This is a genomic window from Rhodococcus sp. MSC1_016 (assembly GCF_023667485.2).
In the GTDB taxonomy this organism is placed as follows: Bacteria; Actinomycetota; Actinomycetes; order Mycobacteriales; family Mycobacteriaceae; genus Rhodococcus_F; species Rhodococcus_F oxybenzonivorans.
The window spans coordinates 3,862,901-3,875,174 of sequence record NZ_JAMOZI020000001.1 but is presented as its reverse complement, the minus strand read 5'-3'; the positions used below and the strand labels follow the sequence as shown (position 1 = coordinate 3,875,174).

Below are 12,274 nucleotides of genomic sequence, written 5' to 3'. Positions count from 1 at the left end.
GAACAGGTAGGCATGTGTGCATGGTTACCGCCGCCGCATATGCAGTCACGTCCGCTGAGGGCGCCTTCGAAAAGACCACCATCGAACGTCGGGAGCTCGGACCGCTCGACATTCTCATCGAGATCAAGTTCGCGGGCATCTGCCACTCGGACATCCACACCGCCCGCAACGAGTGGGGCGGGACCCACTATCCCGTCGTCCCCGGCCACGAGATCGCCGGTGTGGTGACCGCCGTCGGTTCCGAGGTGACTCGCCATCACGTGGGTGACCGCGTCGGAGTCGGGTGCTTCGTCGACTCCTGCGGTGAATGCGACGCCTGCCGCGCCGGTGAGGAGCAGTACTGCGCGAATCGCGTCACCGGCACGTACAACGCTCGCGGCCGCGACGGTGAGTGGACGCAGGGCGGATATTCGACGCACATCGTGGTGACGGAACGTTTCGTCGTCTCCATTCCGGACGGGCTGGAACTGGACGTCGCGGCGCCGCTGCTGTGCGCCGGAATCACGTTGTACTCACCACTCGCGCACTGGGGCGCGGGCCCGGGCAAGAAGGTCGCCGTCATCGGCATGGGTGGGCTGGGACACGTCGGGGTGAAGATCGCTCATGCGATGGGCGCGGAGGTCACGGTTCTGAGCCAGTCCCTCGGCAAGAAGGAGGACGGGCTGAAGTTCGGAGCCGATCACTACTACGCCACCTCTGATCCGGAAACGTTCAGATCGTTGCGGAGCCGGTTCGATCTGATCGTCAACACGGTGTCGGTGAACCTGGACATCGACGCGTACCTGTCGATGCTCGCGATCAACGGCACCCTCGTCGAACTCGGCCTGCCGGAAAAGCCGATCGAGGTACGCGCGTTCAGTCTCGCCGCCAATCGGCGCAGTCTCGCCGGTTCGATGGTGGGCGGTATCGCCCAGACTCAGGAGATGTTGGACTTCTGTGCGGAGCACGGCATCGGCGCGGAGATCGAGGTGATTCCGGCGAGCGACATCGATGCCGCCTACGACCGCGTCGTCGCCAGCGATGTGCGGTACCGGTTCGTCATCGACGCGGCAACGATCTGACTCACGCCTCGCCGAGCTGATCCCGCAGCGACGCCAATGTTTTCGCCAGCAGCCGCGAGACGTGCATCTGCGAGATGCCGACGCGGTCGGCGATCTGGGTCTGCGTCATGTTGCCGAAGAACCGGAGCATCAGGACGGTCCGCTCCCGTTCGGGCAGCGACTCGAGCAGAGGGCGCAGGGTCTCGTGATTCTCGACTTCGTCCATCGCGGCGTCGTAGTCACCGATCGTCTCGACCATGGACAGTTCGCCGGACCGCTCGGACGACGTGTTGTCCACGGACACCGTCTGGTAGGCGTTGCCGGCGAGGAGGCCCTGCGCCACGTCCTCCTGGTCGATGTGGAGATGTTCGGCCAGCTCGCTGACGGTGGGGGCGTGGCCGAGAGTCTGCGACAGTTCGCCTACCGCGAGGCTCAGCGCGAGATGCAGTTCCTTCATGCGGCGCGGTACGCGCACGGCCCAGCCGGTATCTCGAAAATGCCGGCGTACCTCGCCCATGATCGTGGGCACCGCAAACGACACGAAGTCGGAACCACGGGTCACGTCGAACCGATCCACCGAATTGACGAGGCCGAGGCGCGCCACCTGTACCAGGTCGTCGTGCGCCTCGCCTCGCCCGTCGAAACGACGGGCAATGTGCTCTGCGAGGGGAAGGCAACGCGTCACCAGCGCGTCGCGGAGAATTCGTCTTTCGGGATCGTTCTCGTCGAGCGCGGCCTTCCGCTCGAACAGTGCTGCCACATCCTGATACTCGTCCGGCCAGCGTGCCGTCTGCCCCCCACCGCGAGTACCGGACGTCACAGAATCGAGCCGTTCTTCACCCTGGTGAATTCCATCGTGGTGACAAATCCCGACGAGGGCGGGTCCGGCTCGTGGCGCATGTCGACCGAATCGGTCAGGGCATGGAGTACGTGCCAGCCGAACGAGCGCGGCCCGAGCGAATCAATGGTCGTGGTGGTGCTCGACACGGCCACTCGCAGTGTGCCGTCGAGGTACTGGAGCCGGCACACCAGGACAGCATCGGGCGTCGCGCGGACGATCAATTGGGTGCAGATCTCGTCCATGGCCAGTTTGATGTCGGCGATGGAGTCCAGGTCGAAGTCTTCGTGGATGGCAACGGTGGCTGCCAGGGCGCGTAATACGGACAGCTGATCGGGCGTTGCTCGCACGCGCAGTTCGACGACGGGATGAGTGTGATCCTGGTCGGGTTCGATTGTCTTGGCGATGGCCATGAGACCTCCGGGTCGGGCGTTACCGGGTTGACGGCGGGAGTGTTGCCGGCTCGCGGGTGGTGACAAGTCAGGGTAGCGATCCGGGGACACCGCAGGTGGGATACCGCAGAACAACCCCGATCAAACCAGTCCGTGCGGTACGTATGCGCAGGTAGGGTTAGCGCAAGCGATGAGCGTTCCGCAGGCTCTCGATGGGGCATGTGGTCAGAGGAGACGGGTGGGATGCGGAAGGATCTCCGACGGCAGACTGCGACGAGCGTCGACGCCCCCACGGACGTCGATCCCGTCACCGTGTCGCTCGAGGCGGTGCTCCGGCTCCTCGAGACCGAAGACAGTGTCATTGCCCTCCTGAACAACTTGTGCAGGCAGGCGGTTCGGGCATTTCCCGGAGCGGAAATGGCCGGAATCATGCTACTGGGCGCAGCCGGACCGGCATTCGTGGCCGCAACCTCGGACGAGGTCCTCCGCTTACGCGAGGCCCCAGTGTTCGGTACCGGCGGTAGCTCCTTGTCGGTGCCGTTGACCGACGGGACAACACGGGCAGACTCCCGGTCGGGGGATATCGAGACGCTGGGTGCCCTGAACCTGTACGGCAGCTGCCCGCACGCCTTCGACGACCTCGATCAGTCGGTGCTCGGGTTGCACGTCGACGCGGCGACGGCCGCACTGCGTCAGGTACGACGATGCGAGGAAGCGAGAAGCCTGATCGAACAAGTGCGGATAGCAAATGATTCGCGGGCTGTCATCGATCAGGCCAAGGGCATCGTCATGGCGTTGCGGGGAGTAGATGCCGGGGCCGCGTTCGGCGTCCTCGTCGCGCGCTCGCAACAGGAGAACGTGAAGCTGCGTGTGGTCGCCGAGCAAGTAGTGCGCGCCGTCGCGAGACGCGCGCCCGTAGGTAACGCTTTGTAATAGCTCACCTGCGCAGATGTCGGCAAGGGGATCTGTTATTTCCTTGTGACACATCACTGCCGGGAGTAGTCTCGAACCGAGGTTGAACACACAGCCGATGTCGGGAAGCGCTGCCGTAGCAGACGGTGAGAGGTGTCCGAGGTCGGGTTTGTCTGCAGGTGCTCCGCTTCCCCTCTCAATAGTTCGAGATGGGGTGAGCCATGTCTGTTGTTCCAGGGGTCCCAGAGCCTGAACTGGCCTGTTCGGGCGCGGGTGCCGGCGTCGACTACACACCGAAAGTAGTCTTCGCAGCGGTCGATACCGTTCCGACACGCTGTGCGAGTGCGAAATTCTCTTCCGAGCGAATAGGTTCAGGAGTGATGGTTCTCGGAGTGCGCGGTGACATCGATCTGTTCAGTGCCCCCGTGTTCCACGAATACGTCTGCACCCAGATCTCGCCTGAGGGGCAATTCATCCTCGACATGTCCAAGGTCGACTTCATCGGGACGGCAGGACTGTCGGTCCTCGACAGCGTCCACGCATCGAACCTTCGGGACGGCCGGCATTGGGCAATGATCTGCGGGCGCCCGCTCTGTCGGTTGCTACGGGCGGCGGGTCAGGAATCGAGTTACCCGTGTTTCCCGTCGGTCGACAGCGCGCTCGGGGCGTGGCACGGAAAAACCGCCTGACGGCAGATCCTCGGACGGAACCGGTGCGGAGATCAGTGCGCACCGGTTCGACTCGTGCGCGGGGGAGCGGAAACGCAACGTCCGTACGCACGAAGTGTGTCGGTGGCGACTCGATCCCAGGAATACCGTGCGCGGGCACGGTCGCAGCCCGCCATGCCGAAACCCGCACGCAGCGCATCATCGTCGAAGATTTGCCGTAGTGCCTCGGCCAGTCGCACCGGATTTCGGGGTGAGATCAGCCGCCCGGTGATTCCGTCGACCACCGTGTCCCGCATGCCGCCGACCGCGGAAGCCACCACCGGTGTGCCGCAGGCCATCGCCTCCAGGGGAACCATGCCGAATGGCTCGTACCACGGGGTACACACCACGGCGTCCGCGGAACGCAGCAGGGACGGCATGACGTCGTGCCGAACGTGGCCGACGATCCGTACCCTGTTGCTCACCTTGCTCTCACGCGCGAGAGCCAGCAGTCGCATCGCCTCCGGATCGTCGGCGACCCGCTCGGCGGCCGGTCCGCCCGCAATGACCAGTTCGGTATCGGGAAGATGGGTGAGCGCCGCGATGGCGGTGTCGTAGCCCTTGCTCGGCGCCAGCCTGCCGACCATCACGATGCGATGACGCATCCCCTTGTCGTCGGCGCGACCGTCCGGAGTGAATTCCGCGACGTCGACACCGGAAGGAACGACCGATGTCCGGGACCGCGGCAGACCGAGATGCGCCAGTTCGAAAACCTCGTCGGTACACGTTGCCACCACCCGGGTGGCTCCGCGGGCGATCAACTGCTCGAGGTGAACACGGTTGGACTGGCTCGTCATCGGACGCTGGAACCGCTCCTCGACGACGCCGAGGGCGTGGAAGGTCTGCACGGTGGGGATGCCGAGGAGGCGCGCCGCGAGCTGCGTCGCAATACCCGACATCCAATAGTGGGCGTGAACGATGTCGGGCCTTTCGGCCTCCCATTCGTTCTTCAGGAAATTGCCGAAACCACCCATCAGGGGCAGTATTTCGGCTTCCGGCATCGGCCGGGGCGGACCGAGGGGCACCTGCACGACCGCGTATCCGCCCGGCATGGTGAAGCGGTCCGGGAGGGTTTCGTCGGCGCGGCGCGTGTACACGGTGACGTCGTGGCCCTCGCGGGTGAGGGCAGCGGACAGTTCCGCCAGATGGATGCTCTGCCCGCCTCCGTCGCCGTCCGAATCGGTCAGCGGACCCGCGTTGCCGGAGACCATCGATATTCGTAACCGCCGGGCGGTGACGAGAGGCGCGGTTCTGATCGGCTGACCGACGCAGGAGTCGGGTCTCGGCTGGCGATGAGTGGCGGTCATGCCAGGGGATTCCCGAACTGTGGGTTTGTAAACCGACCGGCTCGCACTCTGTCACAGGACAGGTTCACGGGACCGGTCGGTGTCGCGATCTAGTACCAGTGACGCCTGCCGCCGACAGCGCGTCCGGTGGAACCGAGAATCCACAGCACCGCGCCGATCACCAGGAGAATGATGCCGAGAACCCAGAGCCAGTTGAGATTGGCCAGCCATCCGATCAGGAGCAAGATCAACCCGAGCACGATCATGACGTTCCTCGTTTCTTCCTCATCCTCTCGACGCGGGAAGCGTGTCCGCTGACGGACTGCGCTCCACGTCGCCGACTCCTGCGCCCATTGCGTAGGTCAGATGTCCGCCCAGCGTTCCGCCGACGCCGACCGCGAGAAACCCGGCGACGCTCAGCGCGACAGCTTGCGCGTCGGTACCGTGACGGCGGCGCAGGAACGACGCGGTGAAGGCGGCGATCCCCAGTGCGTTCGCACCCGCGTGAATGAGGCCGACACGGCGTTGCCTCGCATCGCGTTCGGCCCAGTCCACCCAGCCGGTCGTGAGGGTGGGCACTGCCGAGAGGAGACCGAATCCGATCAGCCGTCTGGCGGCGACGTGGTCGCGCAGCACGGTGTCCAGGACCAGTGACCCGGACCAGGCGCCGATCGGGACGGTGACGAGCACGGGATGCAGCGGGTGACCCAACCAGGAACCCCGCAGAACTTCACGGGCTCCGGTGCCGCTGAGCGTGCCGGCGATCCTGCGCTGCAACAGGGCGCTGACGTTGTCGAGGAAGTCGGCGGACTCCGTCTTGCGTAACAGACCGGGTACGTTCATTCGGCTCGATTACCCCGGCCGGACGGCGCGAAACCCCCGTTGACGCCACTGAGACATCTTGTCGCCGATTGCAGTGCGGCGTAGCGTCGGGAACAGATTCCACCAGGTGAGGTGAGTACTGATGAAACTCAATCTCTTCGCCGCGTGGACAAGCTTCGCGCTCGTCCTGTTCGCGGTGGTCTGCATCGCCGGGTTCCTCGTCGCTGCCGGATCCGGTGAGGGCGGCTGGGCGGTGATCGCCGGTTCGTTGTGCGTCGTCGCCCTCGCAGCAGCAATGGCGCTGTACGGCGGCACAGTGCACCACGATCACCGGGTGCATCACGACACGCCACACCTTTTCTGAGCGACCGCGTTCGCCCTACGACTCCGCGAGTCGGCGCTTCTCCGTGTCGACGTCGAAATCAGGTTCCGGCCATTCGAGGCGGAGGCGTTCGAATGCGTCGATCAGCAGCTCGGTGACCGCAATTCTGCTGTACCACCTCCGGTCACACGGAACCACATACCAGGGCGCGTCCTCGGTGGACGTCTTGTCGAGCATCGCCTGGTAGGCGTCTTGATACGCCGGCCACAACTTGCGTTCGGTCACATCGCCCGGGTTGTACTTCCAGTACTTGTCCGGGCGCTCCAGTCTCTTCTGCAGCCGCGACTTCTGTTCGTCGAGGGAGACGAACATGGCCACCTTCACCAGGGTGGTGCCGGTGCCGAGGAGTTCCTTCTCGAACTGATTGATCTCGTCGTAGCGGCCATGCCACACGGTCTCGGGAACGAAGCCGTGTACGCGCACTACCAGGACGTCCTCGTAATGGGAGCGGTCGAAGACGCCCAGTTGCCCACCCCGGGGCAGCGCCTTCGTGACCCGCCACAGGTAGTGGTGCCGCTTCTCCTCGTCGGTGGGCACCCCGAATGCCACGTGATCGACACCCTGCGGATCGACGTGCCCGATGACGTGACGAACCATTCCGCCCTTGCCCGCGGTGTCCATGCCCTGAAGGACGAGCAGCACCGAGCGGTTGTCGCCGGATCGGCCGTTGGCGTAGAGCTTCTCCTGCAACGAGGAGAGGACCGTTCCCCGTTCGTGAAGGGCGCGCTTCCCGTCGGTCTTGCCGCTGACGAATCCGGGTGTGCTGCGACTGTCGAGATCAGCGATTTGCATGCCGGTCCGGAAGCGCAGCACTTCGGCGGCCGGTGTCTCCCACAACCCTGCTGCGTTGTCTGCCATCGACGAACAGTGCCACAGTCGGGGGCTTCGGACAGGCGAACTCGGCTTCACACTCGGCTGAAGGGTGGCGGGGTGACCCCGTCGACGAGGTGGCTGCCCCACAAATCCACGCCCGTGATCCTGGCGGTGGCGGTACCTTGCGGTCCCGTAATCCGTAACTCCGTGCCGGGGGAGAGGTCGGCGTCCTCGCCCAGGGCGTCCGTCAGCGTGCGTACCCGCCCGTGCCAGACGTAGCGACCGCTGATGGGTTCGAAGTTCCCTGCGAGCTGGACCTGGACCGTCACGGCGGGTAGTGCACCCACCACGACCTCGGCCGGCCCGCGGTAACCCTCTTCTTCCTCGGAGTCGTTCATGATCCCGAGTTTACCTGTTACTTCTGGTTACACAATATTGAGTGAGCGTCTACTCGTCGGTTGTGGGAAGCAGCGGGTGCGGTGCCGCGTTGAATCGCGCGGGGGAACCGTTGAAGGCAGCGATGCCGGTGATGCCTCCCCAGGTCATCATCGTCAGGTAGTTGATCAGATCCTCCACCGACATCGATCGGTTCGAGATCCACCAGTGGGTAGCCAACTGGACACCGCCGACGATGCCGTACGCCCACGGCACCGCGCCTCCGGAATCCATCTCCATCTGACGCAGTCGCTCGCCGAGCACCGTCGAGAGGACCTCGGCGATCATCCGTTCGGAATCGGCCACCGTGTCCCGGCCCGGCCCTGAACCGTTCGACATGATGTACAGGTACACGTCGGGATCGGATGCGACCGTCTCCACGTAGGCGGTGATCGTGGCGCGGGTGAGTTCGAAGTCGTCGAGATCTTCGCCGATGGCCTCGTAGATCCGGGGTGCCAGCGTGGTCTCCACGTAGCGGGCCATGGTGGCATTGGTGAGATCGCTCTTGTCGGCGAAGTACCGGTACAGCACGGTCTTGGAGACGCCGATTTCCGAGGCGATCTCATCCATGCCGATGTCGCGCCCACGCAGGCGGATGGCGGCGATCGTTCCGTCGACGAGCTCCTCCCGGCGCGCGATCTTGTGCTCGCGCCAGCGGCGCTTACGCCCGTCGGGCTTGGTCGCCTTCTCCAGCTTCGTCATCGACTCCGTCACCTGCTCGGCATCCTTCAGGTCGTCATTCGCCACTGAGCTTGTTCACATCCGTTTCGTATCGCAATTCTTCTCTCAGCTTAGTGCGCGTGTGTTGTCGGCTCGCACAATGCCGTCTGTGCAGCTCGCTCGTCACTCCTTTGGGAAGCGCCGCGTCATCGACCTTCGGCACAATGGCAACTGTGCATCAATTGAGTCTTTCTGCTTTCGACGACGGGGAGAAGCGGCGCGATCTCCGCAAGATGAAGACCGTGGCGACGGGTTTCCTCGTGTTCGCCACCGTGGTCTACCTCGTGTGCCGGTGGCAGGAATCGCGTGGCGCGGGGGAGTGGGTCGGCTACGTGCGGGCCGCGTCGGAAGCCGGAATGGTGGGCGCGCTCGCCGACTGGTTCGCCGTCACGGCTCTCTTCCGTCATCCCCTCGGCCTGCCCATTCCGCACACGGCGATCATCAAACGGAAGAAGGATCAGCTCGGTGCCAGTCTGAGCAGTTTCGTGGGTCAGAACTTTCTGGCGCCCGAAGTGGTGTCGGCCAAGGTCCAGGCCGCCCAGATCCCGCTACGGCTCGGCACCTGGATGGCGCAGCCGAAACATGCCGCGCGAATCGCCGCCGAGACAGCGACCGTCCTGCGTGGACTCGTCGAGGTGCTGCGCGACGAGGACGTGCAGCAGATCATCGACAGCACCATCGTGCGCAGGCTGGCCGAGCCGGAATGGGGGCCGCCGATCGGGCGGGTGCTCGGTGAACTACTCCGCGAGAACCGTCAGCTGCCGATCCTGGACCTGCTTGCCGAGCGCGCCCATCAGTGGGCATTGGGAAGCCAGGAAACCATCGACCGCATCGTCACCCGCGACTCGCCGTCCTGGTCGCCCAAGTTCGTCGACCTGATGCTCGGCGAGAAGATCCACCGTGAGCTGGTCGAATTCACGTGGAAGGTGCGCTCGAACCCCGAGCACGAGGTCCGTCAGGCGGCCAACCGCTTCCTCGTCGACTTCGCCGACGACCTGCAGAACGACCCCGTCACGATGGAGAAGGCCGAAAAGATCAAGGCCGAGATCATGGGTCGCGAGGAGGTGACCGGGCTCGCCGCCGCCACTTGGAAGGTCGCCAAGCGCCTCATCATGGAGTCCGTCGACGATCCGGGCAGCACGCTGCGGACCAAGGTCGCCGAGAACGTCGTCCGGATCGGCGAACGACTGCGCGACGACGACGAGCTGAGACTCAAGGTCGACGGGTGGGTCATGGCGGGCACGCGATACGTCGTCGACAACTACACCGGCGAGATCACCGGGATCATCTCCGACACCGTCGAACGCTGGGATGCCGAGGAAGCGAGCAAGAAGATCGAACTGCAGGTGGGACGGGACCTTCAGTTCATCCGGATCAACGGCACAGTGGTCGGTTCGATCGCCGGGTTACTGATCTACACGGTCTCCTCTTTGATGTTCGGCTGACCGTCGGGTTGATGTTTCGCTGACCGCCCGGCACCCTGTGGCGACGGCCACGCGCCGACTGCTAGCAGAGCGCTTGCAATTGCTAGCACCCTCTCTTACACTCGAAATTGCCCAGCAATTCGGGAGGACTGATGGCCAGCGACGACCGCGAGGCAGCCGGTGCAGGAGATGTGGCCGCTCGCGTAGTCAGTAACGCCGCACACGACATCGGTGGCTTCATTCGTGCACAACGTGAAGCCGCGCAGGTCTCGATGCGACAACTGGCGCAACTCGCAGGCGTCAGTAATCCGTACCTGAGTCAGATCGAGCGCGGGTTGCGCAAGCCTTCGGCCGAAGTGCTGGCGCAGATAGCGAAGGGTCTCCGGGTGTCCTCGGAGGTCCTGTACGTCCAGGCGGGGTACCTCGAGCAACGACCCCACGGTCCTGTTCGCGACGCCCTGCTTGCGGATACGGCCATCACCGAGCGGCAGAAGCAAGTGCTGCTCGAGATCTACGAGTCCTTCTGTCGTGAGAACGACTCGGCAGAGTCCGCCGAATCCAGGATGTCCGAGGTTCGGACCCACGAACCACATCGGTCCGGACCCGAGACGCCGGAACCCGACCCCCCCAACGTTGAACAGGAGATAGCCGATGACTGACCAGAAAACCATCGACAGCGTCAAGACCTCGCTGTACGCAGCCGTAGGTGCCGGTGACGTCGTGGTGCAGGCCGTGGCCGACGTCGTCGCCCAGGTCCGCTCGCGCGCCGAGAACACCCAGGATGATGTCGAGGAGCGCGTCGGTGGCGCCCGCGAACGCATCGCCGGTCTGCAGGAAGAGGTCACCGAGGGTGTCGAGCACCTCCGCGAGCGCCTCGCGGGCCTGCCGTCCGAGCTGCCCGAGGAACTCGCCGAGCTCCGCGAGAAGTTCACCGCCGACGAACTGCGCAAGGTCGCCGAGGCGTACCTGAAGGTTGCGTCCGACCTCTACACCTCCCTCGCGGAGCGTGGCGAGGATGCAGTCGAGCGCATCCGCAAGCAGCCGGTCGTCGAGGAGGGTCTCGGCCGCGCCGAGTCGGCCTTCGGTGACGCCGTCGAGCTGACCGAGGAAGCTCTCGGCACCGTGGCACGCCAGACCCGCGCTGTGGGCGAGCAGGCCGCGAAGCTCGCCGGCCGCGCGTCCGTCCGGATCTCCGACACTGCCGAGGGTGTCGGCGAAGCGATTGCCGACGCCGGCGACGAGGCCGCGATTCGCGTTCTCGACCTGGGTGACCAGGCGGAAGAGGTCTCGAAGGAGGCTGCCGATCGGGTGAACGCTACGGCTGCCGACGTCCAGGCCCGCGCAGAGAAGGCAGCGCCGGCCAAGCACGCTGCCCCGGCGAAGAAGGCGACCCCGGCCCCGGCCCCGGCTCCGGCCAAGGCTGCTCCGGCCAAGGCTGCTGCAACTCCGCCCGCGCCCGCCAAGAAGACGGCTCCGGCCAAGAAGACGGTTCCGGCCAAGAAGGTCTGACCTTTTCGCGCTCTCGGCCCCCGCACTTTACGGTGCGGGGGCCGTTTGCGTCTTCAGCTCGTAGTATGAGCGTGTGATTCATGTTGACGGCATCGTCTCGGTGATCTTGTTGGTGATTCGCATCGTCGCCCTCGGCGGCGCGGCGTTCGCCCTGTTTCACGCTGCTCGCCAGCGCAAAGACGCCTTCACGGCCGTCGACAAGCTGAGCAAACCCATCTGGCTGAGCATTCTCGCCGTGGCATTCCTCGTGCTGCTGCTGTTCCCCGCCGTGCAGCTGTTCGGCATCGTCGCGGTGGTGGCAGTCTGTGTCTATCTCGTGGATGTCCGGCCGCGGGTGGACGACGTCCAACGCGGACCCCGCTGGTAGTTTGGCAACTGCTCGCCTACGTTAGGCTCGCGTGATGGCCACGCCTACCACAGTCGACCAGTCGCGGGCTATCCCGATCACATGCGCGCAAGCATTCGACGGGACCCTGTCGATCCCGCTGGATGCGATCTTCTCCCGCCGCTACGCCCTGCTGCCGCCCATCAAGCAGGTTCGCGGACAGGACGGAATCTGGGGCCGGGTCGGACAGTCGCGCACAGTGGTCACCACGGACGGCGGAACGATGCGCGAGGTGCTGACAAATGTCGATGCCCCACTCTCGTTCAGTTACCGGCTCAGCGACATCACCGGCCCACTGCGGCCGCTGGTTGACAGCATCGACGGCACCTGGGAGTTCGTCCCATGCGGGACCGGGACCAGAGTCACGTGGCGATGGGTCCTGCACCCGAGGGGACCTGGGACACTCGTCATGCCGCTGATCGCCTCGATGTGGCGTGGCTACGCACGACAGGCACTGGAGGTGCTGTCCGAGCAACTGCTCATGCCCGAGTCCACCGAGCACACGCCGGACTGACGCTTCGTTGCGTTATCACTGGGCGGGCAGTGCCCGCCTGAACTTCAGCCGGCCCCGGCCGGACACAACCTCGGTTGCAGAGGTTCGATTGGTGG

General features: G+C 64.9%; 17 protein-coding genes. 9 read left to right on the top strand and 8 right to left on the bottom strand.

Going from position 1 to position 12,274, the window contains the following annotated elements; all coding sequences use genetic code 11:
- The first annotated feature begins 20 nt into the window (after positions 1-20).
- On the top strand, positions 21-1,061 hold the full coding sequence (locus L1080_RS17985; protein ID WP_250772795.1) for an NAD(P)-dependent alcohol dehydrogenase: 1,041 nt from the start codon (positions 21-23) through the stop codon (positions 1,059-1,061).
- A gap of 1 nt (position 1,062) precedes the next feature.
- Here the strand turns inward: L1080_RS17985 and L1080_RS17980 are convergent, their stop codons facing one another.
- Complete coding sequence (locus tag L1080_RS17980; RefSeq protein WP_159920186.1) at positions 1,063-1,860, bottom strand: SigB/SigF/SigG family RNA polymerase sigma factor; 798 nt, start codon at positions 1,858-1,860, stop codon at positions 1,063-1,065.
- Positions 1,857-2,291, bottom strand: coding sequence for an ATP-binding protein (locus L1080_RS17975; protein ID WP_159920188.1), 435 nt, complete (start codon positions 2,289-2,291; stop codon positions 1,857-1,859). Before L1080_RS17975 ends, L1080_RS17980 begins: the two co-directional genes overlap by 4 nt.
- Before the next feature lie 222 nt (positions 2,292-2,513).
- Between L1080_RS17975 and L1080_RS17970 the strand changes: the two genes are divergently transcribed.
- Together L1080_RS17970 and L1080_RS17965 are read left to right on the top strand one after the other, a co-directional pair.
- Positions 2,514-3,203 (top strand): ANTAR domain-containing protein, encoded by a 690-nt coding sequence (locus L1080_RS17970; RefSeq protein WP_250772793.1) that lies wholly within the window; start codon positions 2,514-2,516, stop codon positions 3,201-3,203.
- Between the two features lie 359 nt (positions 3,204-3,562).
- Positions 3,563-3,871, top strand: coding sequence for an STAS domain-containing protein (locus tag L1080_RS17965; RefSeq protein ID WP_250772791.1), 309 nt, complete (start codon positions 3,563-3,565; stop codon positions 3,869-3,871).
- Positions 3,872-3,903: 32 nt separating this feature from the next.
- On the opposite strand, the gene L1080_RS17960 is transcribed toward L1080_RS17965, so the two are convergent.
- The 3 genes from L1080_RS17960 to L1080_RS17950 all read right to left on the bottom strand — a co-directional run bounded on the left by L1080_RS17960 (position 3,904) and on the right by L1080_RS17950 (position 6,018).
- The gene (locus L1080_RS17960; protein ID WP_250772839.1) at positions 3,904-5,100 is read right to left on the bottom strand and encodes a glycosyltransferase; all 1,197 of its coding nucleotides are present in this window, start codon (positions 5,098-5,100) and stop codon (positions 3,904-3,906) included.
- Positions 5,101-5,285: 185 nt separating this feature from the next.
- The gene (locus tag L1080_RS17955) at positions 5,286-5,441 is read right to left on the bottom strand and encodes a DUF6131 family protein (protein ID WP_201453523.1); all 156 of its coding nucleotides are present in this window, start codon (positions 5,439-5,441) and stop codon (positions 5,286-5,288) included.
- A gap of 19 nt (positions 5,442-5,460) precedes the next feature.
- Positions 5,461-6,018, bottom strand: a complete 558-nt coding sequence (locus tag L1080_RS17950) for a DUF2231 domain-containing protein (protein ID WP_250772788.1) — start codon at positions 6,016-6,018, stop codon at positions 5,461-5,463.
- Between the two features lie 121 nt (positions 6,019-6,139).
- Here L1080_RS17950 and L1080_RS17945 point away from each other — a divergent pair, with 121 nt between their 5' ends.
- Positions 6,140-6,361 carry a hypothetical protein gene (locus L1080_RS17945; protein WP_159920196.1) on the top strand — a complete coding sequence of 74 codons (222 nt, stop codon included), beginning with the start codon at positions 6,140-6,142 and terminating at the stop codon, positions 6,359-6,361.
- 15 nt (positions 6,362-6,376) lie between these two features.
- On the opposite strand, the gene L1080_RS17940 is transcribed toward L1080_RS17945, so the two are convergent.
- The 3 genes from L1080_RS17940 to L1080_RS17930 are packed head-to-tail and all read right to left on the bottom strand — an operon-like array spanning position 6,377 to position 8,374.
- A complete protein-coding gene (locus L1080_RS17940; RefSeq protein ID WP_250772786.1) occupies positions 6,377-7,237 on the bottom strand; it encodes a polyphosphate kinase 2 family protein in 861 nt (286 codons plus the stop codon).
- A gap of 47 nt (positions 7,238-7,284) precedes the next feature.
- A complete protein-coding gene (locus L1080_RS17935) occupies positions 7,285-7,590 on the bottom strand; it encodes a DUF4873 domain-containing protein (RefSeq protein ID WP_159920200.1) in 306 nt (101 codons plus the stop codon).
- Between the two features lie 49 nt (positions 7,591-7,639).
- Entirely contained in the window at positions 7,640-8,374 is a 735-nt protein-coding gene (locus L1080_RS17930) for a TetR/AcrR family transcriptional regulator (RefSeq protein WP_159920202.1), read from the bottom strand.
- Between the two features lie 146 nt (positions 8,375-8,520).
- On the opposite strand from L1080_RS17930, the gene L1080_RS17925 reads away from it, so the two are divergent.
- From L1080_RS17925 to L1080_RS17905, 5 genes are all read left to right on the top strand, one after another.
- Positions 8,521-9,792, top strand: a complete 1,272-nt coding sequence (locus L1080_RS17925; protein WP_250772836.1) for a DUF445 domain-containing protein — start codon at positions 8,521-8,523, stop codon at positions 9,790-9,792.
- A 131-nt stretch (positions 9,793-9,923) separates the two neighbouring features.
- On the top strand, positions 9,924-10,430 hold the full coding sequence (locus tag L1080_RS17920) for a helix-turn-helix domain-containing protein (protein ID WP_109327766.1): 507 nt from the start codon (positions 9,924-9,926) through the stop codon (positions 10,428-10,430).
- Positions 10,423-11,280, top strand: coding sequence for a major lipid droplet protein TadA (gene tadA / locus L1080_RS17915; RefSeq protein ID WP_159920204.1), 858 nt, complete (start codon positions 10,423-10,425; stop codon positions 11,278-11,280). The genes L1080_RS17920 and tadA overlap by 8 nt, the downstream gene beginning before the upstream one ends.
- Before the next feature lie 73 nt (positions 11,281-11,353).
- Positions 11,354-11,647 (top strand): DUF2516 family protein, encoded by a 294-nt coding sequence (locus L1080_RS17910; protein WP_159920206.1) that lies wholly within the window; start codon positions 11,354-11,356, stop codon positions 11,645-11,647.
- A 34-nt stretch (positions 11,648-11,681) separates the two neighbouring features.
- Entirely contained in the window at positions 11,682-12,179 is a 498-nt protein-coding gene (locus tag L1080_RS17905; protein WP_250772784.1) for an SRPBCC family protein, read from the top strand.
- Positions 12,180-12,274 lie beyond the last annotated feature (95 nt).